This window comes from Streptomyces sp. NPDC001493, from assembly GCF_053597235.1.
Genome location: NZ_JBSFHV010000004.1, coordinates 164,923 through 188,146 on the forward strand (window position 1 = coordinate 164,923; position 23,224 = coordinate 188,146).

24 protein-coding genes are annotated in these 23,224 nt (G+C 71.7%); 10 read left to right on the forward strand and 14 right to left on the reverse strand.

All coding sequences use genetic code 11. From position 1 onward, the window contains the following. The first annotated feature begins 162 nt into the window (after positions 1-162). The 6 genes from tgmA to ACWCWD_RS08490 all read left to right on the forward strand — a co-directional run bounded on the left by tgmA (position 163) and on the right by ACWCWD_RS08490 (position 4,419). Positions 163-459 (forward strand): putative ATP-grasp-modified RiPP, encoded by a 297-nt coding sequence (gene tgmA, locus ACWCWD_RS08465; RefSeq protein WP_450771220.1) that lies wholly within the window; start codon positions 163-165, stop codon positions 457-459. After that, positions 459-1,424, forward strand: a complete 966-nt coding sequence (gene tgmB / locus ACWCWD_RS08470) for an ATP-grasp ribosomal peptide maturase (protein WP_450771222.1) — start codon at positions 459-461, stop codon at positions 1,422-1,424. The genes tgmA and tgmB overlap by 1 nt, the downstream gene beginning before the upstream one ends. Then, positions 1,424-2,557: a methyltransferase domain-containing protein gene (locus ACWCWD_RS08475; RefSeq protein WP_450771224.1), complete on the forward strand. Its 1,134-nt coding sequence runs from the start codon at positions 1,424-1,426 to the stop codon at positions 2,555-2,557. Before tgmB ends, ACWCWD_RS08475 begins: the two co-directional genes overlap by 1 nt. A gap of 52 nt (positions 2,558-2,609) precedes the next feature. Then, complete coding sequence (locus ACWCWD_RS08480) at positions 2,610-2,939, forward strand: DUF6087 family protein (RefSeq protein ID WP_450771226.1); 330 nt, start codon at positions 2,610-2,612, stop codon at positions 2,937-2,939. A 205-nt stretch (positions 2,940-3,144) separates the two neighbouring features. Continuing rightward, on the forward strand, positions 3,145-3,954 hold the full coding sequence (locus tag ACWCWD_RS08485; RefSeq protein ID WP_450771227.1) for a class I SAM-dependent methyltransferase: 810 nt from the start codon (positions 3,145-3,147) through the stop codon (positions 3,952-3,954). A gap of 99 nt (positions 3,955-4,053) precedes the next feature. Next, positions 4,054-4,419 (forward strand): hypothetical protein, encoded by a 366-nt coding sequence (locus tag ACWCWD_RS08490; RefSeq protein ID WP_450771229.1) that lies wholly within the window; start codon positions 4,054-4,056, stop codon positions 4,417-4,419. Positions 4,420-4,473: 54 nt separating this feature from the next. On the opposite strand, the gene ACWCWD_RS08495 is transcribed toward ACWCWD_RS08490, so the two are convergent. The 5 genes from ACWCWD_RS08495 to ACWCWD_RS08515 form a co-directional block, all read right to left on the reverse strand. Then, positions 4,474-4,827, reverse strand: coding sequence for an MmcQ/YjbR family DNA-binding protein (locus tag ACWCWD_RS08495; protein WP_450771230.1), 354 nt, complete (start codon positions 4,825-4,827; stop codon positions 4,474-4,476). A 66-nt stretch (positions 4,828-4,893) separates the two neighbouring features. Then, positions 4,894-6,207 (reverse strand): hemolysin family protein, encoded by a 1,314-nt coding sequence (locus ACWCWD_RS08500; protein ID WP_450771232.1) that lies wholly within the window; start codon positions 6,205-6,207, stop codon positions 4,894-4,896. Further along, positions 6,204-6,701, reverse strand: coding sequence for an rRNA maturation RNase YbeY (gene ybeY / locus ACWCWD_RS08505; protein WP_327175758.1), 498 nt, complete (start codon positions 6,699-6,701; stop codon positions 6,204-6,206). Before ybeY ends, ACWCWD_RS08500 begins: the two co-directional genes overlap by 4 nt. Before the next feature lie 12 nt (positions 6,702-6,713). Next, positions 6,714-7,730 carry a PhoH family protein gene (locus ACWCWD_RS08510; RefSeq protein WP_266704189.1) on the reverse strand — a complete coding sequence of 339 codons (1,017 nt, stop codon included), beginning with the start codon at positions 7,728-7,730 and terminating at the stop codon, positions 6,714-6,716. Positions 7,731-7,878: 148 nt separating this feature from the next. Then, a complete protein-coding gene (locus ACWCWD_RS08515) occupies positions 7,879-8,991 on the reverse strand; it encodes a carbohydrate kinase family protein (protein ID WP_450771234.1) in 1,113 nt (370 codons plus the stop codon). Positions 8,992-9,446: 455 nt separating this feature from the next. Here ACWCWD_RS08515 and ACWCWD_RS08520 point away from each other — a divergent pair, with 455 nt between their 5' ends. Continuing rightward, positions 9,447-10,805, forward strand: coding sequence for an MFS transporter (locus ACWCWD_RS08520; protein WP_450771236.1), 1,359 nt, complete (start codon positions 9,447-9,449; stop codon positions 10,803-10,805). On the opposite strand, the gene ACWCWD_RS08525 is transcribed toward ACWCWD_RS08520, so the two are convergent. From ACWCWD_RS08525 to hrcA, 7 genes are all read right to left on the reverse strand, one after another. Then, entirely contained in the window at positions 10,769-11,761 is a 993-nt protein-coding gene (locus tag ACWCWD_RS08525; RefSeq protein WP_450771237.1) for an adenosine deaminase, read from the reverse strand. The two genes, ACWCWD_RS08520 and ACWCWD_RS08525, sit on opposite strands and share 37 nt — an antisense overlap. Positions 11,762-11,954: 193 nt before the next feature. Then, the gene (locus ACWCWD_RS08530; protein WP_450771238.1) at positions 11,955-12,863 is read right to left on the reverse strand and encodes a ribonuclease Z; all 909 of its coding nucleotides are present in this window, start codon (positions 12,861-12,863) and stop codon (positions 11,955-11,957) included. Positions 12,864-12,878: 15 nt separating this feature from the next. Next, the gene (locus tag ACWCWD_RS08535; protein ID WP_450771240.1) at positions 12,879-13,238 is read right to left on the reverse strand and encodes a histidine triad nucleotide-binding protein; all 360 of its coding nucleotides are present in this window, start codon (positions 13,236-13,238) and stop codon (positions 12,879-12,881) included. A gap of 112 nt (positions 13,239-13,350) precedes the next feature. Continuing rightward, positions 13,351-14,094, reverse strand: a complete 744-nt coding sequence (locus ACWCWD_RS08540; RefSeq protein ID WP_450771242.1) for a 16S rRNA (uracil(1498)-N(3))-methyltransferase — start codon at positions 14,092-14,094, stop codon at positions 13,351-13,353. Further along, entirely contained in the window at positions 14,091-15,176 is a 1,086-nt protein-coding gene (locus tag ACWCWD_RS08545) for a nitronate monooxygenase (protein ID WP_450771243.1), read from the reverse strand. Before ACWCWD_RS08545 ends, ACWCWD_RS08540 begins: the two co-directional genes overlap by 4 nt. Before the next feature lie 226 nt (positions 15,177-15,402). Further along, a complete protein-coding gene (gene dnaJ / locus ACWCWD_RS08550) occupies positions 15,403-16,539 on the reverse strand; it encodes a molecular chaperone DnaJ (RefSeq protein ID WP_450771244.1) in 1,137 nt (378 codons plus the stop codon). Next, positions 16,540-17,556 carry a heat-inducible transcriptional repressor HrcA gene (hrcA, locus tag ACWCWD_RS08555; RefSeq protein WP_450771246.1) on the reverse strand — a complete coding sequence of 339 codons (1,017 nt, stop codon included), beginning with the start codon at positions 17,554-17,556 and terminating at the stop codon, positions 16,540-16,542. A 165-nt stretch (positions 17,557-17,721) separates the two neighbouring features. Between hrcA and ACWCWD_RS08560 the strand changes: the two genes are divergently transcribed. Both ACWCWD_RS08560 and ACWCWD_RS08565 read left to right on the forward strand, forming a co-directional pair. Then, on the forward strand, positions 17,722-18,456 hold the full coding sequence (locus ACWCWD_RS08560) for an MBL fold metallo-hydrolase (protein WP_450771248.1): 735 nt from the start codon (positions 17,722-17,724) through the stop codon (positions 18,454-18,456). Positions 18,457-18,568: 112 nt separating this feature from the next. Next, entirely contained in the window at positions 18,569-19,387 is an 819-nt protein-coding gene (locus tag ACWCWD_RS08565; RefSeq protein WP_450771249.1) for a DUF3097 domain-containing protein, read from the forward strand. Between the two features lie 226 nt (positions 19,388-19,613). Here ACWCWD_RS08565 and hemW read toward each other — a convergent pair whose 3' ends face one another. Continuing rightward, the gene (gene hemW / locus ACWCWD_RS08570) at positions 19,614-20,846 is read right to left on the reverse strand and encodes a radical SAM family heme chaperone HemW (protein ID WP_450771251.1); all 1,233 of its coding nucleotides are present in this window, start codon (positions 20,844-20,846) and stop codon (positions 19,614-19,616) included. A 57-nt stretch (positions 20,847-20,903) separates the two neighbouring features. Next, positions 20,904-21,551 (reverse strand): TetR/AcrR family transcriptional regulator, encoded by a 648-nt coding sequence (locus ACWCWD_RS08575; RefSeq protein WP_450771473.1) that lies wholly within the window; start codon positions 21,549-21,551, stop codon positions 20,904-20,906. Between the two features lie 176 nt (positions 21,552-21,727). Here ACWCWD_RS08575 and ACWCWD_RS08580 point away from each other — a divergent pair, with 176 nt between their 5' ends. After that, a complete protein-coding gene (locus tag ACWCWD_RS08580; protein ID WP_450771252.1) occupies positions 21,728-23,203 on the forward strand; it encodes an MFS transporter in 1,476 nt (491 codons plus the stop codon). The last annotated feature ends 21 nt before the right edge of the window (positions 23,204-23,224 follow it).

Sequence of the window (23,224 nt, forward strand, 5' to 3'; positions counted from 1 at the left end):
CTGACCCCGGCCAGGCCGCCGACGTTCAGCCTGCCCATCACTCAGCCGCACTGACGACCCCAGACTCCCTGGCGCGGGGTCACCTTCAACCCGTCTTCTCCGCGACAGTCCCGCGCCCGGGTTGTACCAATCCGAACGACTACCCGATACAGGAGGAAACCAGTGACGAACACGTTGCTCCGTGAGGCGTTCCCCCTCACCTCGCCGGGGGGACGCACCCCCTTCAGCGCCGAGGCACCGTCCGCGCCGGAGACCCGGCCGTGGGCCCTACGCTTCGCCCGCACCCCGGACTCCACCGGCGCAGTCGCCCTGCCGGCGCACGTCTACGACACGGACCGGCAGGTCAACGTGTCGTACGACGGGGGTGTGCTGACCGCCATGGCGAACACGCACACGGCGACGATCCCGGACGGCGACATCAAGAACCCGCCGCCGCTGGACGAAGGACCGAAGGACTGATGGCCGCGCCCGTCCTGATCGTTGCAGCCTCCGACGACTGGCCAACGGACAAAGTCGTCATGGAGCTGGACCGCCGCGGCGTCGAGGTGTTCCGCATGGACACCTCCGATTTCCCGCAGCACCTCGCCCTGACCGGAAGGATCGGCCAGGAACGGGGCTGGACGGGCGAACTCGCCACCGAGCATCGGATGGTGGAGATGTCCCGGGTCGGCGCGGTGTACTACCGCGCCCCCGGGGCGTTCCAGTTCCCTGCGGGGATGTCCGGCCCGGAGGAGAGATTCGCCGCATCACAGGCCCGCGCCGGTCTCGGAGGCGTGCTGTCGGCGCTGGAGTGCCGTTGGGTGAACTATCCGGCGGCCATGGCGCGCGCCGAGTACAAGCCGGTGCAACTCGCCGCCGCACGTGCGAGCGGACTCAGTATCCCGGCCACCCTCATCACGAACCGCGCGGAGGACGTGCGGACCTTCGCCAAGGAGACTGGCCGGCCCATCGTGTGCAAGCCCGTCGCCTCGCCAGTCCTGATCGAGGCCGGCCAGCTCAAGTCGGTCTACACGCGACGTCTAGAAGATGCCGACCTGGCCGACCTACGGGGCATCAACACGACAGCGCACCTCTTCCAGTCCTGGATCGACAAGGACCACGAAGTGCGGCTCACCATGGTCGGCGGCCGTGCCTTCGCCGCCGCCATCCACGCCGGCAGCGCCGCCGCGCACGAGGACTGGCGCAGCGACTACGGGTCATTGACCTACACCACCACTACGGTGCCCGAGGACGTCGCGCAGGGGATGCGACGGCTGATGGCTCGCCTGCAACTTCGCTACGGCGCCGCAGACTTCGTGGTGGGTCCGGACGGCCGATGGACGTTCCTGGAGGTCAACCCGTGCGGTCAGTGGGACTGGATTCAAGGCCACACGGGTCTCCCCATCGTCGAGGCCATCGTTGACGACCTGACGGGAGGATCGTGATGCATTGGAAACCGCACGCCGCGGCTCTCGCGGCCGAGGTGGCCCATCCGGGCTCGGACTGGTGGCTGCCCGTAGCAAGTACGCCGCGACACCAGTTCGTGGAGCGGTGGTTCACCGCCGGACCGGGCGGTTGGACCGCCGTGGACGGTTCGGACGACGAAGAGGCATGGGCGGCGGCCTCGTACTCGGACACGACCCTGGTCACGCAGATCGGGCCCGTGCACGCCGACCACACCCAGACCGGTCTGACTGTCACCGGGCATCCCACATCGTCTTCCACCCATCCGAGTCTCGTCGTCACCATGCTTCGGCACGGCCGGCTCATCCCCGGGGTCCGATTTCTGGACCTCGCCACCGGTTCCGGGTACAGCGCAGCCCTGGCGTGCCAACGGCTTGGCGATCAGCTCGTCACCACCCTGGACGTCGACCCGTACCTCACCCTTGCCGCTGGTGACCGCCTCCACCGCGCGGGCCTCCACCCGCAGGTGGTGAGGGCGGACGCCACCACTGCGGCGCTACCGGGAGAGTTCGACCGGATCGTGTCCATGGTGTCCGTGCCGCGCGTCCCCGCAGAGTGGTTGACGGCTCTCGCACCCGGCGGGCGACGCGTGACGACGATCGCCGGCACGGGCCTGATCGTCACCGCTGACAGGAATCGGGACGGTTCGGCGTCGGGGCGCGTCGAATGGGACCGGGCGGCGTTCATGAAGGCCCGCAGCGGGACCGACTACCCGCCCGCGCTCGACGATCTGTTCATCACGGCCAGTACGGAGCACGGAGATGTTGCCGTGTCCCCGCTCCCCGTGCTCGACGTCGTGCAGGCGTGGGAGGTGTGGTCGATGCTCACTCTGACCACGCCCGGCATCGAGCACCGCACCGGAACGGCGGAGGACGGCAGTCGCATGACGTGGATGCTCCACCCCGACGGTTCCTGGGCACGCGCGCGTACGGCGAAGGGAGAGCGCACCGCCACCGTTCACCAGGGTGGCCCTCGACGCCTGTACGACCTGCTGGACAGCATCCGGTGGCGGTGGATCGAGCAAGGCGAACTCCCGGTCTACGGAGCGAAGGTCACCATCACACCTGACGGCGAGACCACGTTCACCCGCGGGGGGTGGGGCATCACCCTGTGACCCGGCGCCATGTCCGGCAGACTGGATCGGACCGACGAGGAGGAGGTTCCCGGTGGACGACGAACCCTTGGAGGAGTGGGCCGATCGGCGAGAACGGCGAAGGCCCGAGGTCGGTGAGCGGCGGACGGTTCCGCTCGGAAACGACGTAGGGCGCGGGGCGCACGTCGATCCTGACGCACCACGCGCTGTTCAAGTGTGGGACGGGCATCAGTGGGTTCCGGAAGGTGTCGCCGAGCACTACTCCGCCACAGGCCGGGAGACCGCCGAGGAGATCTCATCCCGGGCAGAACGGGTTGATCTTCCGACATTCGGGAGGCTCCCTACGGCGCCGGAACCGTACCGGCCGACGATCCCGTTTTACCGCCCGGACCGTCATTCGTGAGTCGGCGCTCAAGCTCGCGGCCGCGCCCCGAACTGGATTCACACTCCGGGGCGCCGCCGTCCTCACTGTGTAAGCGGTTTGCTCGGCGCCTCTTCCCAGGTATGCCGATCAGCGTGTCCGGCGAACAAGCAGCAGTCGATCTCCGCGCGCACATCCACGAGGTGACCGTCCGGCCCGCTCTCGCCGGCAATCCTACGGAGACCCGATGACCGCCCGGCCCACGCATGATCATCTGGTGACCGATCGCAGCCTTCTTTCCACCAAGGCGTACGGCACGGGTCAGCATTTGGCCGCTCGTCAGTCCCTCTACCAATGGCAGACCCCGAGCCACGACCTTCCCGGCATCGTCGTCGACGAACTGGCCGACGTACGCGGAGTGGTCGCTGACGTGGGTTGCGGTAACGGGAAGTTCGTCGCCCGGGTGCGGGACGACCGGCCCGACCTGAACGTGCTGCCCATGGACGTCTCTCACGGCATCCTCGACGCCATCCCCGGAGCGGTCGTCGCGGACGTCCAGCAGTTGCCCATTGCGGATGGATCCCTCGGGGCGGTTCTCGCGCTGCACATGCTGTACCACGTCGAGGATCAGGCCCAGGCCGTGAGGGAGTTGGGACGCGCCTTGGCACCCGGCGGCATCGCGATCGTCTCCACGAACAGCCACACCGACAAGCGGGAGCTGGAGCACCTCTGGCGCCAGGCCGCAGGCGATGTGCTGGGCATCCAGGAGGGCCCAGCCCGGGTGCAGTTGTCCGCCCGCTTCACTCTGGAGGACGCGCCGGCGATCCTCGGTACGGTCTTCGGCGAGATCCGCACGATCCTCCTTCCCGGGGTGATCGAGGTGACCGACGCCGATCCGGTCGTCGCACACTTGGCCTCGTACGAAGCCTGGGCGGACAAGATGGGCGTTCCGTTTCGGGAGACGATCGAGCGCGCGCGGGAGCGGGTCAACGAGGTCATTCGGGCAGAGGGCGCGTTTCGCGTCACTTGCCTGGGTGGCATGCTCGTCTGCCGATGAGTTCGGCTTCGGCTCCTTGAGCCGCGACCCCCGTGCAGCGGAGCTGGGGGCCGAGATAGCCGCTCTGAGTACGCCGTGACGAGGACGAGGGAGACGGGCATGTCGCAGACCGAGGGTGCACGTGTGTTCCGGGATGCCTGGATCGCGGGAGTGCACCGGCACTTCCCCGGCGAGCCGAAACCGGGCTACGTCACGCCGTGGGACGGCACCCCGCAGTGGGAGCGCGAGGCCGCAGGCTCCGTGTACGCGCAGGTCCGCCAGTTCGTCGAGGTCAGCGGCGGATCGGCGGCGCGGCTGTCCCGCGAGCAGAAGGGCCGTTTCGTCGCGGTGTGCTGGACGGCCCAGATGTTCAAGCACTTCGAGGACCCGAAGCCGGGGTACGTGGCCGACTGGCCCGACCTTCCGTCCTGGCAGCAGGAGACCGACGCCGACATCTTTGAAGCCATCGAGAAGGCACTGGGCTGAGAACGGCTCGGCGCCCCCGGTACGTTCACCGGGGGCGCCGAGGACCACCCACGCTCAAGCCCGGTCCAGCCGGAGCCTCTCCGCCCGGGGCAGCCCCGCGACCACCAGGTCGTATGAGTCCTCGACCAGCTCGCGGACCAGCTTGGCGGGCAGGTCGCCGACCGTGACGGTGTTCCAGTGGCGCTTGTTCATGTGCCAGCCGGGGACGATGGCCGGGTACTCCTCGCGGAGCCGTACCGCTTCGTCCGGGTCGCACTTGAGGTTGACGGTGAGCGGGCGGGCGTCCAAGGCGCTGAGCGCGAACACCTTGCCGAGCACCTTGAAGACCGAGGTCTCCGGCGTGAAGGGGAACTCCTCCACGGCCTCGTTGAAGTCCAGGCAGAAGGCCCGCAGTTGTGCGCCGTTCATTCCGACTCCGTTTCCCCTGCTCCGACGTGGACCACTCCGACTACGGCCACTCAGGCCAGGCGTCCGCTACTCCGCCTTCGCCTCCGTGTCCGGCTCCGCATCCGAATCCAGAGGTTCCGGCTCCACCAGCACCGTGACGATCTTGTTGCGGCGCCCCGCCGTGGCCTCGGCCGTCAGCCGCAGCCCGCGGCCGTCCGGGAGGCTGATGACCGCCGTGGCTCCGGCGATCGGGACACGGCCCAGGGCCTTGGCGAGGAGGCCGCCGACGGTCTCGACGTCCTCGTCGTCGTACTCGTCGAAGCCGAAGAGCTGCCCGAGGTCGCCGATGTCGAGGCGGGCGGTCACCCGGTAGCAGCCGTTCTCCAGCTCCTGGACGGGCGGCAGCTCGCGGTCGTACTCGTCGGTGATCTCGCCGACGATCTCCTCCAGGATGTCCTCGATGGTGACGATGCCGGCCGTGCCGCCGTACTCGTCGATGACGACGGCGACGTGGTTGCGGTCCTGCTGCATCTCGCGCAGCAGGTCGCCGGCGTTCTTCGTGTCGGGGACGAACACGGCCGGCCGTATCGCCGTGGAGACGAGGTCGGCCTCGGAGTCGCGGTTGATGTGGGTCTTGCGGACCAGGTCCTTGAGGTAGACGATCCCGACGATGTCGTCCTCGTTCTCGCCGGTGACCGGGATCCGGGAGAACCCGGAGCGCAGCGCGAGGGTGAGGGCCTGGCGGATGGTCTTGTACCGCTCGATGGCGACCAGGTCGGTGCGGGGCACCATCACCTCGCGGACGAGGGTGTCGCCCAGCTCGAAGACGGAGTGCACCATGCGGCGCTCGTCGTCCTCGATCAGCGACTCCGCCTCCGCGAGGTCGACCATCGCGCGCAGCTCGGCCTCGCTGGCGAACGGTCCCTTGCGGAACCCCTTGCCGGGGGTGAGGGCGTTGCCGATGAGGATCAGCAGCTGCGGGATCGGGCCCATGATCCTGGCCAGCGGCAGCAGGACGTACGCGGCGGCGGTCGCCGTGTTCAGCGGGTGCTGGCGGCCGATGGTGCGGGGCGAGACGCCGATGGCGACGTAGCTGACGAGGACCATGACCCCCATCGCGACGGCCAGCGCCTCCCAGGTCTCGGAGAGTTCCTGGAGGCAGGCGTACGTGACGAGGACCCCGGCCGCCATCTCGCAGGCGACCCGCACGAGCAGGGCGACGTTGAGATAGCGGGTCGGGTCGGAGGCGACCTGCGCGAGTTTGGCGCTGCCGCGCCGTCCGGCCCGGACCGCCTCGGCGGCCCGGAAGCTGGACATGCGGGCGATGGCGGTCTCGGCGCAGGCGGCGAGCCAGCCGACGATCACCAGCAGGACGGCTCCGGCGACGAGCGGAAAGCTCACGAGACCGTGGGAGCCGGGGAGGGCCCGGTCAGCCCGCGCTCGCCCCGCCAGCCGTCCACGATGGCGGCCTGGAGGCCGAACATCTCGGCCTTCTCGTCGGGCTCCTCGTGGTCGTACCCGAGGAGGTGCAGCACTCCGTGGACGGTGAGGAGCTGGAGTTCCTCGTCCATGGAGTGCCGCGTCTCGGCCTCTTCGCCCTGCCGCTTCGCGACCTCCGGGCAGAGCACGATGTCACCGAGGAGGCCCTGCGGGGGCTCCTCGTCGTCCTTCGACGGCGGACGGAGCTCGTCCATCGGGAAGGACATGACATCGGTCGGGCCCGGGAGGTCCATCCACTGGATGTGGAGCTGCTCCATGGCGTCGGTGTCCACCACGATCACCGAGAGTTCGGACAGCGGGTGGATCCGCATCCGGGCGAGGGCGTAGCGGGCGATGTCGAGGATCGCCTGCTCGTCGACCTCGGTTCCGGACTCGTTGTTGACGTCGATCGACATGGTGCGCTGAAACTACTTCCCGTTGGTACCGGCTCGGTCGTCGTACTTCTCGTACGCGTCGACGATACGGCCGACGAGCTTGTGCCGGACGACATCCTGGGACGTGAGCCGGGAGAAGTGGACGTCCTCGACGCCGTCGAGGATCTCCTGGACCTGCCGGAGACCGCTCTTGGTGCCGTTCGGGAGGTCGACCTGGGTGACGTCACCGGTGATGACGATCTTCGAGTCGAAGCCGAGGCGGGTGAGGAACATCTTCATCTGCTCGGCGCTGGTGTTCTGGGCCTCGTCCAGGATGATGAAAGCATCATTCAAGGTCCTACCGCGCATGTATGCGAGCGGCGCGACCTCGATCGTGCCCGCCGCCATCAGGCGCGGGATCGAGTCGGGGTCGAGCATGTCGTGCAGCGCGTCGTAGAGCGGGCGCAGGTACGGGTCGATCTTGTCGAAGAGCGTGCCGGGCAGGAAGCCGAGCCGCTCCCCCGCCTCGACGGCGGGCCGGGTCAGGATGATGCGGCTGACCTGCTTCGACTGGAGCGCCTGGACCGCCTTCGCCATGGCGAGGTAGGTCTTGCCGGTGCCCGCGGGGCCGATGCCGAAGACGATGGTGTGCTTGTCGATGGCGTCGACGTACCGCTTCTGGTTGAGCGTCTTGGGGCGGATCGTGCGACCGCGGTTGGAGAGGATGTTCTGCGTGAGGACCTCGGCCGGGGTCTCGCCCTGGGGGTCGCCCTCGCCGTTGCCGGCTGCCCTGAGCATGGCGATCGAGCGTTCCACTGCGTCCTCCGTCATCGGCTGCCCGGTGCGGAGCACCAGCACCATCTCGTCGAACAAGCGCTGGATGAGGGCGACGTCGGCGGGGTCGCCCGTAGCGCTTATCTCGTTTCCCCGGACATGGATGTCGGCGGCCGGGAACGCCGTTTCGATCACGCGCAGCAGCGAGTCGCCCGATCCCAGGAGCATCACCATGGGGTGAGCGGCCGGGATCCTGATGTGGGCACGCGCCTGTGGCCGTGTGGGTGACTGAGTCATGGGCCGGCCCTCGGGCCTGCGCATACCTCCTGTTGCGGGGTTCTCGCCGGTCGACAACCTCTGCGTCCAGCCTACGACTCCGCGCCGACAACGCCGAGGGGTTTTGCACCCCGTTCCGGTACGCCCTGAGCGCACCGGAGAGGCCCGCTCAGGGCGCCCTGAAGCCGATGGTGGGGACCGCGCGGCGCAGCGGCCAGGGGCGGCTGGCGGCGGGCAGCAGGCGCTCCAGGAAGGCGTACCGCTCCAGGGCGGCCGGGTCCTGGGCCTCGAAGGTGCGTACCTGCTGCCACCAGGCGGCGATCTCGGCCCAGCCGGGGGCGGAGAGCGAGCCGCCGAACTCCTGTACGGAGAGGGCGGCGGTGAGGCCGGCGAAGGCGAGGCGGTCGGCGAGCGGCCAGTCGGCGAGGGTGCCGGTGACGAATCCGGCGACGAAGACGTCGCCCGCGCCGGTGGGGTCGAGGGCCGCCACGTCGATGGCGGGGACCTCGGCGGTGGTGCCGGTGGCCGCGTCCACGGCGTAGGCGCCCTCGGCGCCGAGGGTGACCACGGCGAGCGGTACGTGTTCGGCCAGCGCGTGGGCGGCGGCGCGGGGGGTGTCGCGGCCGGTGTAGCGCATGGCCTCCTCCGCGTTGGGCAGGAAGGCGGCGCAGTGCGCGAGGTCGGGGAGGGCGGCGAGGTCCCAGCGGCCGGTGTCGTCCCAGCCGACGTCGGCGAAGATCTGCGCGCCGTGCCGGGCGGCCGCGGCGACCCAGGGTTCGCTGCGGCCGGGGGTGAGCGAGGCGACGGCCGCGCGGGCGCGCGGCGGGCAGTGCGGGAACGCGCGGTGTTCCGTACCGGGGGCGGCGGCCGGGAGCGGTGCCTCGTGGCCGTGCGAGACCATCGTGCGCTCGCCCTCGTACGCCATGGAGACCGTGACGGGCGAGTGCCAGCCGGGGACGGTGTGCGACATGGAGAGGTCGATGCCCTCGCCCTGTTCGAGCGCGTCCCAGCAGTACTCGCCGTAGTGGTCGTCGCCGAAGGCGGCGGCCAGCGAGGTGCGCAGGCCGAGGCGGGCGAGGGCGGTGGCCATGTTGGCGACGCCGCCGGGGCTTGAGCCCATGCCCCGGGCCCAGGACTCCGTACCGCGCACGGGGGCGCTGTCGAGGCCGGTGAAGATGATGTCGAGGAAGACGGTGCCCGTCAGGAAGACGTCGCACGCCGGGTCCTCGGGGACGCGCAGCCCCACCAGTGGATCGACGGCTGGGCTGCTCTCCGTGCTCATCTTTCGCTCCCCGGGCGTGCGGTGCTGTTGACGTGCCGTGCTGTCGGCATGCCGTGACGACGTGGTCCGCGGGCTCGTCGGTGCGCTCCGTCGGCGGTCTTTGCCGACGTGCTCCGCGACCCTGCGGAATCCGGTCAGTCTGCCCGATTCACATGCGCTTCCGCAGGCCCCACACGCCCTCGCGCCACTCCGGCCGGCCTGGGCGAACCTGCACCGCTACCCCTGTGGAACGACAACAAACACATAAGTGACGCGGATCACATAATCCCGCCTTTCGATCACCTGTGCGTGCTTGATACAAATTGCCCGGCGAACACGATCGGGTGGGAAGAGCGGGGAACCGCCCTACGCCCCCATTTCTCGCGTCACCCTGGTGCTCCCCCACCTCTCTTCACCCCTGCTCCACCTCTCCCCACACCCCCCTGCCGGCCTCCGGCATGTCTTCAGGAACGCCCATGTCCTCGCGCCCTCGCGCCGCGTGGCCCCTGGTCGCCGTGTTCACCGCCGGTTACCTCGCTGCCTACCTCCTTCCCACCGTCGTCGGGCGGCTCAGCGCCCATCTCGGCCTGACGACCGCTCAGGCCGGCCTCGTCGGCAGCGCCCTGCTGCTGAGTTCGGCCTCCGCCGGTTTCACGCTCGCGGGCCGGGTCGAGCGGTTCGGGGCCCGTGGCCCCGCGCGGCTCGGGCTGCTCCTCGCGGTCACCGGGTACGGCTGCGCCGCGCTGACCACCTCGGTGCCGCTGGTGGTGCTGGGCGCGGTGGTCGGCGGCTTCGGCTCCGGTACGGCCACCGCCGTGGCCGCGTCCGGGATCGCGGCGCAGAGCGACCCGCACCGCACCTCCTCGCTCGGGCTGCTCAGCGTCTCCGCGACCGCGGGCGCCCTCTACCTGACGATCCCGCACCTGGGCGGCGGCCACCGGCTTCCCTTCGCCGCCATCGCGCTGGTCGCCCTGCTGGTCTGGCCGGCCACCTCCCGGCTCGGCACACCGGTCCCCGTCGCGACCGGCACCCCGGTCACCGGCCGCCTGCCGCACCGGCGTTCGGGTCTCCTGCTGGCGGGCGGCATGCTCGTCTGGTCCATGGCGCAGAACGCGCTCTGGGGTGTCAGCAGCCGGATCGGCGTGGACCAGGTCGGGCTCTCCGAGGTCACCGTCGGCGCGGTGTTCGCCGCCGCACTGGGCGCCGGACTGCTCGGGGTCATGGGCGCCGGGGCGCTGGGCTCCCGGCTGGGCCGCGCGGTCCCGATCGGCTGCGGCACGGTCGTCATCGCCGGGAGCATCGTGCTGAGCGCCTCGGCGCGCGGTCTCGGCTCGTTCGCGACCGGCGAGATCCTGTGGAACACCGTCTACCCGGTGGTCCTCTCGTACCTGATCGGCCTGGCCGCCTCGCTCGACATACGGGGCCGCTGGGCGGTGCTCGCCGGGTCCGCCTCCTCGGTGGGGGTGGCCTGCGGGCCGGTGCTGGGCAGCGTGCTCTCCGAGGGGGCCGGGTTCCCCGCGATGGGCCTGATCCTCGGGGCGGCGACCCTGCTGGTGGCGGCCCCGGTCACGGCGGTGGCCCTGCACGCCGGCGGGCGTCCGCTGGTGCCCGGTTCGGTGCGCCGCCGCGGTGGCGCACCGGCCGCGCTGCTCGCCGCGACGACGGGCGGTCTGCCCGGGGCCGTACCGAAGCTCGGCGCGCCGGAGCAGGCCGTCACGGAACTCGCCGTACCCGCCCTGCGCCGCAGGCGGCTGGGGCGGAGCGCGTTCCGGACGGCCGGTCCGGCGGGCGGGGACGGTCAGTCGAACGCGTACGCCTCGACCTCGGACAGGTAGCGCGCCCTGCGCTCCTCGTCGTGGTCGAGGAAGGCCGCCTCGAAGGAGTTGCGGGCCAGCGTGCGCAGCTGCTCGTGGTCGAGGGCGAGCGCCTCGTGGACCGCGTGGAAGGTGTCTCCGACGTATCCGCCGAAGTAGGCCGGGTCGTCGGAGTTCACCGTGCAGTGCAGCCCGGCCGCCAGCATGGCGGGCAGCGGGTGCTCCTCCAGGATGTCGATGGCGCGCAGCCGGACGTTGGAGAGCGGGCAGAGGGTGAGCGGTACGCGGTCGGCGACGAGCCGGGCGACCAGCTCGGGGTCCTCCATGCAGCGCAGCCCGTGGTCGACGCGCTCGACGCCGAGGACGTCGAGGGCCTCGCGGATGTACTCCGGCGGGCCCTCCTCGCCCGCGTGGGCGACCTTGCGCAGGCCGAGCTTCCCGGCCTCCTCGTAGACCTCTCGGAACTTGGCCGGCGGGTGGCCGACCTCGGCGGAGTCGAGGCCGACGGCGGTGATGCGGTGCAGGTACGGCTTGGCGGCCTCCAGCGTCTCCAGGGCCGATTCGGCCGACTGGTCGCGCAGGAAGCAGAGAATGAGCTGGGTGGAGATGCCGTGCGTCTCCTCGCTGCGCTCCAGCGCGCGGCCGAGGCCCTCGATGACGGTGCCGATGGGCACGCCCCGGGCGGTGTGCGCCTGCGGGTCGAAGAAGATCTCCGCGTGCCGGACGCCCTGGGCGGCGGCCCGGGTGAGGTAGGCGTCGGCGAGTTCGGCGAAGTCCTCCTCGGTCCGGAGCACGGCCATCAGCGCGTAGTACAGGTCGAGGAAGCTCTGCAGGTCGTCGAAGAGGTACGCGGTGCGCAGCTCGTCGGTGGTGGCGTAGGGCAGGGTCACCCCGTTGCGCCGGGCCAGCGCGAAGGCCAGCTCGGGTTCGAGGGTCCCTTCGATGTGGAGGTGGAGTTCTGCCTTGGGGAGGTGCACGGTGTCTCGCTCACGGAGGGGGGTGGTGACGTGAATCGGTGGTGCTGTGGTGCCGGGGTCGGCACCGGTACTGCGGTGGTGCCGGGTGGGCACCGGTGGGTCGGCGGATCGGTGGATCGGTGGTGCCGGGGTCGGCCGGCACCTGCGGGTGGGTCGGTGGTGCCCGGGTGGGCGCCGGTTCATCGGTGATGTCTCAGTGGTGCCGGGTGGGGACCGGTACCACGGTCAGGTCCTGGGCGACGGTCAGTGCGCCCTCGAACCCGGCGGCGCGGGCCTGGACCTCGAAGAGTTCCGGGTCGTCGTACCGCTGGGAGAAGTGGGTGAGTACGAGGTGGCGTACGCCCGCTTCGGCGGCCACCCGGCCCGCCTGGCCGGCGGTCAGGTGGCCGTGGTCTGTGGCCAGGGCGAGGTCTTCGTCGAGGAAGGTCGATTCGATGACCAGCAGGTCGCAGCCCTCGGCGAGCCTGTACACACCGTCGCACAGCCTGGTGTCCATGACGAACGCGAACCGCTGTCCGGGCCGGTGCTCGGAGACCGCGTCGAGCGGGACGCCGTCGAGGGAGCCCTCGCGCTGGATGCGGCCGACGTCGGGGCCCTGGATGCCGTGGGCGGCGAGGAGCGCGGGGACCATGCGGCGCCCGTCCGGTTCGGTGAGGCGGTAGCCGTACGACTCGACGGGGTGCGAGAGCCGGAACGAGTCCAGGGTGTACGCGTCGGTGGTGGCGAGCACCCCGTCGGCGGCGACCGGGGCCTCGGTGAGCTCGACGGTCTCGCGGTAGGCGGTGGCGTACCGGAGCCGTTCGAAGAAGTGCTGCCCGCTCGCCGGGTAGTGGGCGGTGACGGGGTGCGGGACCCGGTCGAGGTTGATCCGCTGGATCACCCCGGCCAGCCCGAGGGAGTGGTCGCCGTGGAAGTGGGTGACGCAGATCCGGTCGATGTCGTGCGCGGCGACACCGGCCCGCAGCATCTGGCGCTGGGTCCCCTCGCCGGGGTCGAAGAGGATGCCCTGGCCGTCCCAGCGCAACAGGTAGCCGTTGTGGTTGCGGTGGCGGGTGGGGACCTGGCTGGCGGTGCCGAGCACCACCAGCTCACGTGCGGACATGGATGGGCGCTCCGGTCAGCCGGGGGGCCACTGGAGGCCGCGGCCGCCCAGGACGTGCGCGTGCGCGTGGAAGACGGTCTGGCCGGCGCCTGCGCCGGTGTTGAAGACCACGCGGTAGCCGTTGCCGTCGACCTTGTCCTCGGTGGCGACCGCGCCGGCCTCGCGCAGCACGTCGGCGGCGATCTGCGGTTCGGCGGCGGCGAGCGACGCGGCGTCCGGGTAGTGGACCTTCGGGATGACCAGGACGTGGGTCGGTGCCTGCGGGTTGATGTCCCGGAAGGCGACGGTGGTGTCGCTCTCGCGGACGATGGTCGCCGGGACCTCCCCCGAGACGATCTTGCAGAACAGGCAGTCGGACTGCGGCTCTCCCGCCATGGGCCGGCCTCCTCGGTGGGTGGTGGTGACGCTGATGATCCGTTCGGCCCATCGTATCGGGGCGGGGGCCGCCCGCTGCCGGGCGGCACGGGCGTCGGCCGCCCGTACCGAATCAGCCCCAGCGGCCGGTGCGTCCCAGCAGCAGCGCGGTCGCGGCGGTCCCGGCGGTGGAGGTGCGCAGCACGCTGCGGCCCAGCCGGTAGGTACGGGCCCCGGCGGCGGCGAAGGCATCCAGCTCCTGCGGGGAGACCCCGCCCTCGGGGCCGACGACGAGCACGATCTCGCCGGTCGCGGGGAGTTCGGCGGTGGCCAGCGGTTCGCTGTCGCAGTCGCGGTCCTCGTGCAGCACGCCCGCGAAGTCGGCGACGGCCAGCAGGGCCGCGACCTGCTTGGTGGACATCGCCTCGGCGACCTCGGGGAACCGCACCCGGCGGGACTGCTTGCCCGCCTCGCGGGCGGTGGAGCGCCACTTGGCGAGCGACTTGAGCCCCCGGTCGCCCTTCCACTGGGTGATGCAGCGGCCGGCCTGCCAGGGCACGATCGCGTCGACGCCGGTCTCGGTCATCGTCTCGACGGCGACCTCGCCCCGGTCGCCCTTGGGCAGGGCCTGGACGACCGTGATCCGGGGCGCGGGGAGCTCCTCCTCCTGGACCGGCCGCACGGCGACGACCAGCCGGTCCTTGCCCTCGGCCGCGCGTACGACGCCTTCGGCCCAGCGGCCGAGCCCGTCGGTCAGCACGACCTCCTCGCCGGGCTGGAGGCGTTTCACGGAGACGGCGTGCCGTCCCTCGGGGCCCTCCAGCACGAACTCGGGCCCGCTGGGCAGCTTCTCGACGACGAAGACCGGTGCGGTCACTGTTCACTCCTCATGCCGACGGCGCGCTGGGCCGTCTCCGACATTTCCGCCGCGAGCAGTTCGACGAGTTCCCCGGCGGGCAGCTCGCGTGCCATCCGGTGGCCCTGCCCCGCCCAGAGCGCCATGGACTGGGCGTCCCCGGCCCGGGCCGCCGCCTTGCGCAGCCCGGCGGTGACGCGGTGCACCTGGGGGTAGGCGGCGGGGGCGTACGGGTCGTGTTCGCGGACGAAACGGTTTACCAGGCCCCGGGCGGGCCGTCCGGAGAAGGCGCGGGTGAGCGCGGTACGGACGAACATCGGGCTGGTCAGGGCCTGCTTGTGCAGCGGGTGCGCGCCGGACTCCGGGCAGGCGAGGAAGGCGGTGCCCAGCTGGGCGGCGTCGGCACCGGCCGCGAGGACGGCGGCGATCTGCGCGCCGCGCATCAGCCCGCCCGCCGCGACGACCGGCAGCTGGACGGTCTCGCGGACCTGGGTGACGAGGGTGAGCAGCCCGATGCCGGTGTGGTCGGCCCGCGGGTCGTCGTGGTGGGTGGACTGGTGGCCGCCCGCCTCGACACCCTGGGCGCAGACGGCGTCGGCCCCGGCCCACTGGGCGTCGCGCGCCTCCTCGGCGGTGGTGACCGTGACGATCGTGTACGTACCGGCGCGGGCGAAGGCGTCCAGGGTGTCGCGGCTGGGGCAGCCGAAGGTGAAGGAGACCACCGGGACCGGCTCGGCCAGCAGGGCCGCCACCTTGGCGTCGTAACCGTCGGAGCCGTCGTAACCGTCACCGCCGTCGGGGTCGCCGAGCGGGGTGTCGTACGTGATGGCCTCGGCCGCGAGGCGGTCGCGGTACGCCGCGGCGGCGCCGGGGTCGGCGGGCGGGGGCTGCGGCATGAAGAGGTTCACGCCGAAGGGGCCGCCGGTCGCCGCGCGGACCTGGTCGATCTCCTGGCGCATCTCCTCGGCCGACTTGTACCCGGCGGCGAGGAAGCCGAGCCCGCCCGCGTCGGCGACGGCGGCGACGAGCCGGGGGGAGGAGGTCCCGCCCGCCATCGGTGCCTGCACGATCGGATATCGGCAGAGATCGGTCAGGGAGGACATCCCCGCATCGTGCCATGTCCGGTCCACCGTGCCGAATCCGTACGACGTGCCACGTCCGGTCCGCCGTGCCGCATCCGTACGACGTGCCAGATCCGGTCCGCCGTGCCGCAGCCGTACGCGGTCGTCCGGTCCGGCGCCCTGCGTGGTGGCCGGACACACGCGCACCGCCCGCCGGGACGGATCCCGGCGGGCGGTGCGGATGTGTACGTACGGAGCCGTACGGGCCTCAGCGGCCGTTGAAGGCGTCCTTCAGACGGGAGAAGAGACCCTGCTGTCCGGGCTGGAACTGCCCGGTGGGCCGCTCCTCGCCGCGCAGCTTGGCCAGCTCGCGCAGCAGGCGTTCCTGCTCCGCGTCGAGCTTGCTGGGGGTCAGCACCTCGACGTGCACGATCAGGTCGCCCCGGCCGCCGCCGCGCAGATGCGTGATGCCGCGTCCGTGCAGCGGGACCGACTGGCCGGACTGGGTGCCGGGCCTGATGTCGATCTCCTCCACGCCGTCGAGCGTCTCCAGCGGCACCTTGGTGCCGAGCGCGCCCGCCGTCATGGGGATGGTGACCGTGCAGTGCAGGTCGTCGCCGCGCCGCTGGAACGTCGGGTGCGAGACCTCGTGGATCTCGACGTAGAGGTCACCGGCGGGACCGCCGCCGGGGCCGACCTCGCCCTCGCCGGCCAGCTGGATGCGGGTCCCGTTGTCGACACCCGCGGGGATCTTGACCGTGAGGGTGCGCCGCGAGCGGACGCGGCCGTCGCCGGCGCACTCCGGGCAGGGGGTCGGCACGACGGTGCCGAAGCCCTGGCACTGCGGGCAGGGCCGCGAGGTCATGACCTGGCCGAGGAAGGACCGGGTGACCTGGGACACCTCACCGCGGCCGCGGCACATGTCGCAGGTCTGGGCCGAGGTGCCGGGGGCCGCGCCCTCGCCGCTGCACGTGGTGCAGACGACGGCGGTGTCGACCTGGATGTCCTTGGTGGTTCCGAAGGCCGCCTCGGCGAGGTCGATCTCCAGCCGGATCATGGCGTCCTGGCCGCGCCGCGTGCGCGAACGGGGTCCGCGCTGCGACGCCGTGCCGAAGAAGGCGTCCATGATGTCGGAGAAGTTGCCGAAGCCGCCGGCGCCGAAGCCGCCCGCGCCGCCGCCGCCCGAGGCCGACAGCGGGTCCCCGCCCAGGTCGTAGACCTGCTTCTTCTGGGCGTCGGAGAGCACCTCGTAAGCGGCGTTGATCTCCTTGAACCGCTCCTGGGTCTTCGGGTCGGGGTTGACATCCGGGTGCAGCTCGCGGGCGAGCCGACGGAATGCCTTCTTGATCTCGTCCTGCGACGCGTCGCGCCGTACGCCGAGCACGGCGTAGTAATCGGTGGCCACTTACGACTCCGCCAGGATCTGTCCGACGTAACGTGCCACTGCGCGTACCGCTCCCATCGTTCCGGGGTAGTCCATGCGGGTCGGTCCGACCACGCCGAGTTTGGCGACTGCCTCGTCGCCCGAACCGTAGCCGACCGTGACGACGGACGTGGAGGTGAGGCCCTCGTGGGCGTTCTCGTGCCCGATCCGTACGGTCATGCCCGAGTCCGTGGCCTCACCGAGCAGCTTCAGCAGGACGACCTGCTCCTCCAGCGCTTCCAGCACGGGCCGGATCACCAGGGGGAAGTCGTGCCCGAAGCGGGTGAGGTTGGAGGTGCCGCCGATCATCAGCCGCTCCTCCGTCTCCTCGACCAACGTTTCGAGGAGAGTGGAAAGGACCGTGGAAACCGTCCCGCGGTCCTCGTTCTCGAAGGATTCCGGCAGGTCCTGCACGAGCTGGGGGACGTCGCTGAAGCGGCGTCCCACGACCCTGCTGTTGAGCCGGGCCCGCAGATCGGCGAGAGGGGTCTCGCCGAACGGCGCGGGGCAGTCGATCATACGCTGTTCGACCCGGCCCGTGTCGGTGATCAGGACCAGCATCAGCCGGGCCGGCGACAGGGCCAGCAGCTCCACGTGACGCACCGTGGAGCGGGTCAGCGAGGGGTACTGGACGATGGCGACCTGCCGGGTCAGCTGCGCGAGCAGCCGTACCGTGCGGGCCACGACGTCGTCGAGGTCGACCGCGCAGTCCAGGAAGTTGTGGATCGCCCGGCGCTCCGGCGACGACAGGGGCTTGACGCCCGCGAGCCGGTCGACGAAGAGGCGGTATCCCTTGTCCGTGGGGATGCGCCCGGCGCTGGTGTGGGGCTGGGCGATGAAGCCCTCGTCCTCCAGCACCGCCATGTCGTTGCGGACGGTGGCCGGGGAGACCCCGAGCCGGTGCCGCTCCGTGAGCGCCTTGGAGCCGACCGGCTCCTCGGTGCCGACGTAGTCCTGGACGATGGCGCGCAGCACTTCAAGTCTGCGTTCGCTGAGCATCGCGCACACCTCCAGCTGTCGGTCGTGGTGGCTTCTGCCTGGCACTCTGTGCGTCTGAGTGCCAGCTTTCCCCCGGCCAGTGTACGGGGGTGGGGAGGGCACCGGGCAAGGGCGACCGGCCGCGGTCCGCGAGACCGCGCAGGTCGATGCGGATAGCGTCTCCTCATGGACCTCTCTTGGGAAGAGCTGGGCTGGGAGCGGTTGGGCCACGGGGTGGGCCGCCGACGGCTTCCCGGCTGGGACGCGACCGCCGCCCTGGTCGCCGGTACGGACCGGGCGCTGGTGGTGGACACCGGGGCGAGCCTGCGCGAGGGCGTCGGGCTGCGGACCGAGGCGCAGCGGCTGCTGGGCCGCAGAGTGACCCATGTCGCACTGAGCCATCCCCACTTCGACCATGTCTTCGGCACCGCGGCCTTCGCGGGCACGGAGGTGTTCGGGGCGTACGGGGCGGCGGCGCGGATGCGGCGGTCGGTGGACGAGATGCACGCCGACGCGGTGCGCAACGGTCTGCCCGAGCACGACGCGGCGGAGGCGGTGGACGCGCTGGTGTTCCCCGGCCGTGAGGTGTGCCACCGCTGGACGCTCGACCTGGGCGGCGGGCGCGAGGTGGTGCTCGCCAATGTGGGGCCGGGCCATACGGGGCACGATCTGGCGGTCCTGGTGCCCGGGGCCGGTTCCTCGGGGGCGCCCGCGGTGGTGCTCTGCGGGGACCTGATCGAGGAGTCCGGTGAGCCGCAGACGGGCCCGGACTCGGTGCCCGCCCGCTGGCCCGCCGCCCTGGACCGGCTCCTGGCGCTGGGCGGCGAGGACGCGGTGTACGTACCGGGGCACGGGGCGGCGGTGGACGCGGCGTTCGTGCGGGCGCAGCGGGAGCTGCTGGCGGGGCGCTTCGGCGTGTGAAGCGCGTGAAGGCGTAAAGGCGTGAAGCACATGAAGCTCATGAAGGCGTGAAGGCCGTCCGCCGGGGCGGGCGGTCCCCCGCGCGGGACGGCGGCCGAATTATCGTCGTGCCATGCGCAGTTACCAGCCGGACCTGACCCCGCCGTGGAAGAGGTCCGCCCCCGTGCCCGAGGTGCCCGCCGATCCGGATCTGGTCGTGGAGGAGGTGTCCACCGGCTTCTGCGGTGCGGTGATCCGCTGCGAGAAGTCCGCCCAGGGGCCGGTGGTGACGCTGGAGGACCGGTTCGGCAAGCACCGGGTGTTCCCGATGGAGCCGCGCGGCTTCCTGCTGGAGGGGCGGGTGGTGACGCTGGTGCGCCCGTCGTCCGGCGGTCCGGTGGTTCCGGCGCGTACGGCCTCCGGGTCGGTGGCGGTGCCGGGTGCGCGGGCGCGGGTGGCGCGGGCCGGGCGGATCTACGTGGAGGGCCGGCACGACGCGGAGCTGATCGAGCGGGTGTGGGGCGACGACCTGCGGATCGAGGGGGTGGTCGTGGAGTACCTGGAGGGCATCGACGACCTCCCGGCGATCGTGCGGGAGTTCGGTCCTGGGCCGGACGCGCGGCTCGGGGTGCTGGTGGACCATCTCGTACCGGGTTCCAAGGAGTCCCGGATCGCGGCCGAGGTGTCCGATCCGCACCTGCTGGTGGTGGGGCACCCCTTCATCGACGTCTGGGAGGCCGTGAAGCCCGCCTCGGTGGGGATCGCCGGATGGCCGTCCGTACCGCGCGGGCAGGACTGGAAGACCGGGGTGTGCCGGGCGCTGGGGTGGCCGGAGAACACCGGTGCGGCCTGGCAGCACATTCTGTCGGGGGTCCGCTCGTACAAGGATCTTGAGCCGCAACTCCTGGGCCGGGTCGAGGAACTGATCGACTTCGTCACGCTTCCGGGGTGACACCCGGATCCCCTCGCGGCGCCGCCGGGACGCGTCGTGTGCGGCAAGCCCGCGGGCCCGGCGCCGAAACTGGCCCCCGGGGCTCCGCACGCCGTGACCCCGCGTCCCGGCCCTGGCCCTGCTCGTGCCCTCGGCCCTGCTCGTCGCCTCGGCCCTGCTCGTGCCCTCGGCCCTGCTCGTGCCCTCGGCCCTGCTCGTGCCCTCGGCCCGGCTCGTGGCCTCGGCCTCAGTCGACCAGGTCGCGGACGACCGCGTCGGCGAGCAGGCGCCCGCGCAGGGTGAGGACCGCGCGGCCCTCCTCGTACGGTCCCGGCTCCAGCAGGCCCTCGCCGAGGACCCGGCGGGAGGCGGCGAGGCCGTCCGGCTTGAGGAGGGAGAGCGGGCAGCCCTCGCGCAGCCGGAGCTCCAGCAGGACGCGCTCGACGCGGCGGTCCTCGGCGGAGAGGATCTCCCGGCCCGCGCCGGGCGAGCGGCCCTCGGAGAGCGCCTGGGCGTACGCCCCCGGGTGCTTCACGTTCCACCAGCGCACCCCGCCGACGTGGCTGTGCGCGCCGGGTCCGGCACCCCACCAGTCGGCGCCGCGCCAGTACAGCTCGTTGTGCAGGCAGCGTCCCTCGGGGGTCCGGGCCCAGTTCGACACCTCGTACCAGGAGAACCCGGCGGCGGCCATCGCCTCGTCGGCGATGAGGTAACGGTCGGCGTGCACGTCGTCGTCGGTCATCGGGACCTCGCCGCGCCGGATGCGGCGGGCCAGCTGGGTGCCCTCCTCCACGATCAGCGCGTACGCCGAGACGTGGTCGGGTCCGGCGCCGATCGCCGCGTCCAGGGAGGCCCGCCAGTCGTCGTCGGACTCGCCGGGGGTGCCGTAGATCAGGTCCAGGTTGACGTGGTCGAACCCGGCTTCCCTCGCCTCGGCCACACAGGCCTCGGGGCGGCCCGGGGTGTGGGTGCGGTCCAGGATCTTCAGCACGTGCTGCCTGGCGCTCTGCATGCCGAAGGAGATCCGGTTGAAGCCGCCCGCGCGCAGCTCCGCCAGATAGGCCGGGTTCACCGACTCCGGGTTGGCCTCGGTGGTGATCTCCGCGTCCGGGGCGAGCCCGAACTCGTCGCGGATCGCCGCGAGCATCCGGACCAGGTCGGCGGCGGCCAGCAGGGTGGGCGTGCCGCCGCCGACGAAGACCGTGCGCACCGGGCGCGGGTCGTCGCCGAGGACCTTGCGGGCCTGGCGGACCTCCTCGACGAGGTGGGCGGCGTAGTTGTCGCGGGAGGCCAGGGCGCCGCCGGAACCGCGCAGCTCGGTGGCGGTGTAGGTGTTGAAGTCGCAGTAGCCGCAGCGGGTCGCGCAGTACGGGACGTGCAGGTAGAAGCCGAGGGGGCGGTCGGCGGCGCCTTCCAGGGCGTGGCGGGGCAGCGCCCCGTCGTCGGGCACGGGCTCACCATCGGGCAGTACGGAAGGCATACCGTCCATTGTCGCTCGCCGCCGGAGTGGCCCCGGCCACACGCGTCCCGCCCGGTGTCAGGCTCCCGCCTGGAGGCGGAGGCCGGCGAGCGTCAGCTCCAGCCCGGCGAGGAACTGCTCCTTGTCGTCGTGCCCGTCGAACTCGTCGACGATGTCGTGCACGAAGGGGAACTGCTCGGGGTCGAGGCCGCGCCACATGCTGGCGTAGCGGCCGAGGAACTCGTCGCGGCCCACGGATCCGTCGACCACCTCGCGGGGCGGTTCCTGCCCCATGTCGGCGGCGCTGCCGACGACGACGCCCACGACCGCCGAGACGGCGTGGAACCGCTGCTTCGGCGTGAGGTCGAGCCGGAGGGTGCGCTGCCCGAGCTCCTCGTAGAGCCGCAGCGAGTTGCCCCGGGAGCTGAGGTTCTGCATGAAGTGCCCGCCCAGCCAGGGCCGGTCGACGATCGCGTCGAAGAGCGTGACGGCCATCACGCGCAGGTCGTCGATGGGGTCGCCGCTGCTCGCCTGTCCCTCGACCGCGGTCAGCACCCCGCCGAGCACGTGGTCGATGGCCCGGTCGAGCAGCTCGTCCTTGCCGGAGACGTACCAGTAGATGCTGCCGACGCCGGTGCCGAGCCTGGCGGCGAGGGCGCGGAGGGTGAGCGCCGGCTCGCCCGCCTCGTCGAGCAGGTCCACGGCCGCCGTGAGCACGGCCTCGATGGAGTGCGAGGCACGTTGCCGTCCTCGGGAAGGGCGGTCGGCGGGTCGTGGTCGCGGGCCTGTCATGTACCCCATCCAATCACAGCTTGCATCATCATCGAACGTCGTTCTATCTTGGAACAACGTTCTATAGAACGTCGTTCGACAGTCGGCGGCGTTCCGCGAGGAGGCCCGCCATGACCACGACCGCCACCACCGACGCGCCGCCCGGCGCGTCGCGCACCTACCCGTCCCTGCGAGCGGCCTGGATACCCCTGGCCGCGCTCTGCCTGGCCTTCTTCGTCGAGATGGTCGACAACACGCTGCTGTCGATCGCGCTGCCCACGATCGGCCGGGACCTCGGCAGCGGTACGACCGCGCTCCAGTGGGTCACCGGCGCGTACTCCCTGACCTTCGGCGGTCTGCTGCTCACGGCGGGATCGATGGCCGACCGGCTCGGACGCCGGCGGGTGCTGCTGGTGGGCCTGGCGGTGTTCGGCCTGCTGAGTCTGGGCGTCGCCGCGGTCAGCACCTCGGGCCAGCTCATCGCCCTGCGGGCCGGTCTCGGCATCGCCGCGGCGGCGATGGCCCCCATCACCAACTCGCTGGTCTTCCGGCTCTTCGACGACAAGGCGCTGCGGATGCGCGCGATGACGTTGATGATCACCGTCGGTCTCTCCGGATTCATCCTCGGTCCCCTGCTGGGCGGCACCGCCCTGGCCCACGCGCGGTGGCAGTGGCTCCTGCTCGTCAACGCCCCGATCGCGCTGATCGCGGCCGTCGGCGTCCGCCTCGGCGTCCCGGCCGACCGTCCCGAGGACCTGACCCGCGACCGGCTCGACCTGCCGGGCGCCGCGCTGAGCGTCGCCACCATCGGCCTCGCCTGCTACGCGCTGACCAGCGGCGTCGAGCACGGCTGGCTCTCCGCGGCCACCCTCGCCTCGCTCCTCGGCGCCCTCGCCGCGGGCCTCGCCTTCGTGGCGCACGAGCGCCGCAGCACCTCCCCCATGCTGGACCTCCGCCTCTTCTCCAATGGCACGGTCCGGGGCGCGGCAATCGCGCAGATCGGCACGGCCATCGCGATGGCCGCCGTGATGTTCGGGCTGATCCTGCACTTCCAGTACGCCTACGGGTGGAGCCCCGTCCGGGCCGGCCTGGCCAACCTGCCGCTCATCGTGACCATGATCGCCGCGACCCCGCTCTCCGAATGGCTCGCGGGACGGTTCGGCCACCGCGTCGCCTGCCTCGTCGGCGCGGCCTGCCTGGCCGGCTCACTGGCCGGCCTGTCCTGGGGCGTCAGCCACGGGTACCTCGCCATCGCGGTCTGCATGGTCGTGATGACCATCGGCCTGCGCACCGTCATGACCATCTGCGCCATCGCGCTCGTCGACGCGATGCCCGGCAACCGCACGTCGATCGGTACGGCGCTCAACGACACCGCCCAGGAGGTCGGCAGCAGCATCGGCACCGCCGTGGTCGGCACCCTGATCGCCGCCCTGGTCACCACGCAGCTGCCCGCGGGCACCTGGAGCGGCGCCCTGGTGGCCTCGTTCTTCCACGGCGAGCGGATCACCTACGCCGTGCTGGCGGTCGTCGTCGGCCTGATCGCCGCGGTCGGCGCCCTCACCCTCACCGACTCCCGCACCACCGAGGAGCACGCCGGCCAGGAGTGAGCCGACGGGCCCGGCGGCACG

Excerpts from the sequence above, each read along its gene's own strand:
- tgmB (WP_450771222.1), top strand. The coding sequence starts at position 459 with ATGGCCGCGCCCGTCCTGATCGTTGCAGCCTCCGACGACTGGCCAACG.
- ACWCWD_RS08475 (WP_450771224.1), top strand. The coding sequence starts at position 1,424 with ATGCATTGGAAACCGCACGCCGCGGCTCTCGCGGCCGAGGTGGCCCAT.
- ACWCWD_RS08485 (WP_450771227.1), top strand. The coding sequence starts at position 3,145 with ATGACCGCCCGGCCCACGCATGATCATCTGGTGACCGATCGCAGCCTT.
- ACWCWD_RS08490 (WP_450771229.1), top strand. The coding sequence starts at position 4,054 with ATGTCGCAGACCGAGGGTGCACGTGTGTTCCGGGATGCCTGGATCGCG.
- ACWCWD_RS08495 (WP_450771230.1), bottom strand. The coding sequence starts at position 4,827 with ATGAACGGCGCACAACTGCGGGCCTTCTGCCTGGACTTCAACGAGGCC.
- ybeY (WP_327175758.1), bottom strand. The coding sequence starts at position 6,701 with ATGTCGATCGACGTCAACAACGAGTCCGGAACCGAGGTCGACGAGCAG.
- ACWCWD_RS08510 (WP_266704189.1), bottom strand. The coding sequence starts at position 7,730 with ATGACTCAGTCACCCACACGGCCACAGGCGCGTGCCCACATCAGGATC.
- ACWCWD_RS08515 (WP_450771234.1), bottom strand. The coding sequence starts at position 8,991 with ATGAGCACGGAGAGCAGCCCAGCCGTCGATCCACTGGTGGGGCTGCGC.
- ACWCWD_RS08520 (WP_450771236.1), top strand. The coding sequence starts at position 9,447 with ATGTCCTCGCGCCCTCGCGCCGCGTGGCCCCTGGTCGCCGTGTTCACC.
- ACWCWD_RS08530 (WP_450771238.1), bottom strand. The coding sequence starts at position 12,863 with ATGTCCGCACGTGAGCTGGTGGTGCTCGGCACCGCCAGCCAGGTCCCC.
- ACWCWD_RS08535 (WP_450771240.1), bottom strand. The coding sequence starts at position 13,238 with ATGGCGGGAGAGCCGCAGTCCGACTGCCTGTTCTGCAAGATCGTCTCG.
- ACWCWD_RS08545 (WP_450771243.1), bottom strand. The coding sequence starts at position 15,176 with ATGTCCTCCCTGACCGATCTCTGCCGATATCCGATCGTGCAGGCACCG.
- hrcA (WP_450771246.1), bottom strand. The coding sequence starts at position 17,556 with ATGCTCAGCGAACGCAGACTTGAAGTGCTGCGCGCCATCGTCCAGGAC.
- ACWCWD_RS08560 (WP_450771248.1), top strand. The coding sequence starts at position 17,722 with ATGGACCTCTCTTGGGAAGAGCTGGGCTGGGAGCGGTTGGGCCACGGG.
- ACWCWD_RS08565 (WP_450771249.1), top strand. The coding sequence starts at position 18,569 with ATGCGCAGTTACCAGCCGGACCTGACCCCGCCGTGGAAGAGGTCCGCC.
- hemW (WP_450771251.1), bottom strand. The coding sequence starts at position 20,846 with ATGCCTTCCGTACTGCCCGATGGTGAGCCCGTGCCCGACGACGGGGCG.
- ACWCWD_RS08580 (WP_450771252.1), top strand. The coding sequence starts at position 21,728 with ATGACCACGACCGCCACCACCGACGCGCCGCCCGGCGCGTCGCGCACC.